At 71.1% G+C, this 315-nt stretch carries 1 pseudogene; it reads right to left on the reverse strand.

Annotated features, from left to right (window positions below):
* A pseudogene (locus GTW40_RS21200) lies at positions 1-315 on the reverse strand (protein-L-isoaspartate(D-aspartate) O-methyltransferase); the annotation flags it as partial.

Raw genomic sequence — 315 nt, forward strand, 5'->3', positions numbered from 1 at the left:
TCCTCGGTGACGGTGGTGGTGCTGCGGTCGGCTTGGCCCACCCCGTCCGGTACGTAGGCGGCGTGCCCGGCGAAGGGGGACCGCTGGGAGCGCAGCTTCATGAACTCCACGGGCCCCAGGAAACGGCCGGACGCGCGACCGCCGTCCTCGTCTCGGCGAAGCCGTACGAGGGCGTCCCCATTGCCGAAGTGCGTCCCCCAGGGCGCGAGGATGATCCCACCCTCCCTGGTGTGGCGAAGCCAATCCCCTGGGATCTCCCGGACTCCGGCTGTGACGGTGATCCGGTCGTACGGGGCTCCCGCCTCGTCGCCTTCC

The organism is Streptomyces sp. SID4985, from assembly GCF_009863025.1.
GTDB lineage: Bacteria > Actinomycetota > Actinomycetes > Streptomycetales > Streptomycetaceae > Streptomyces.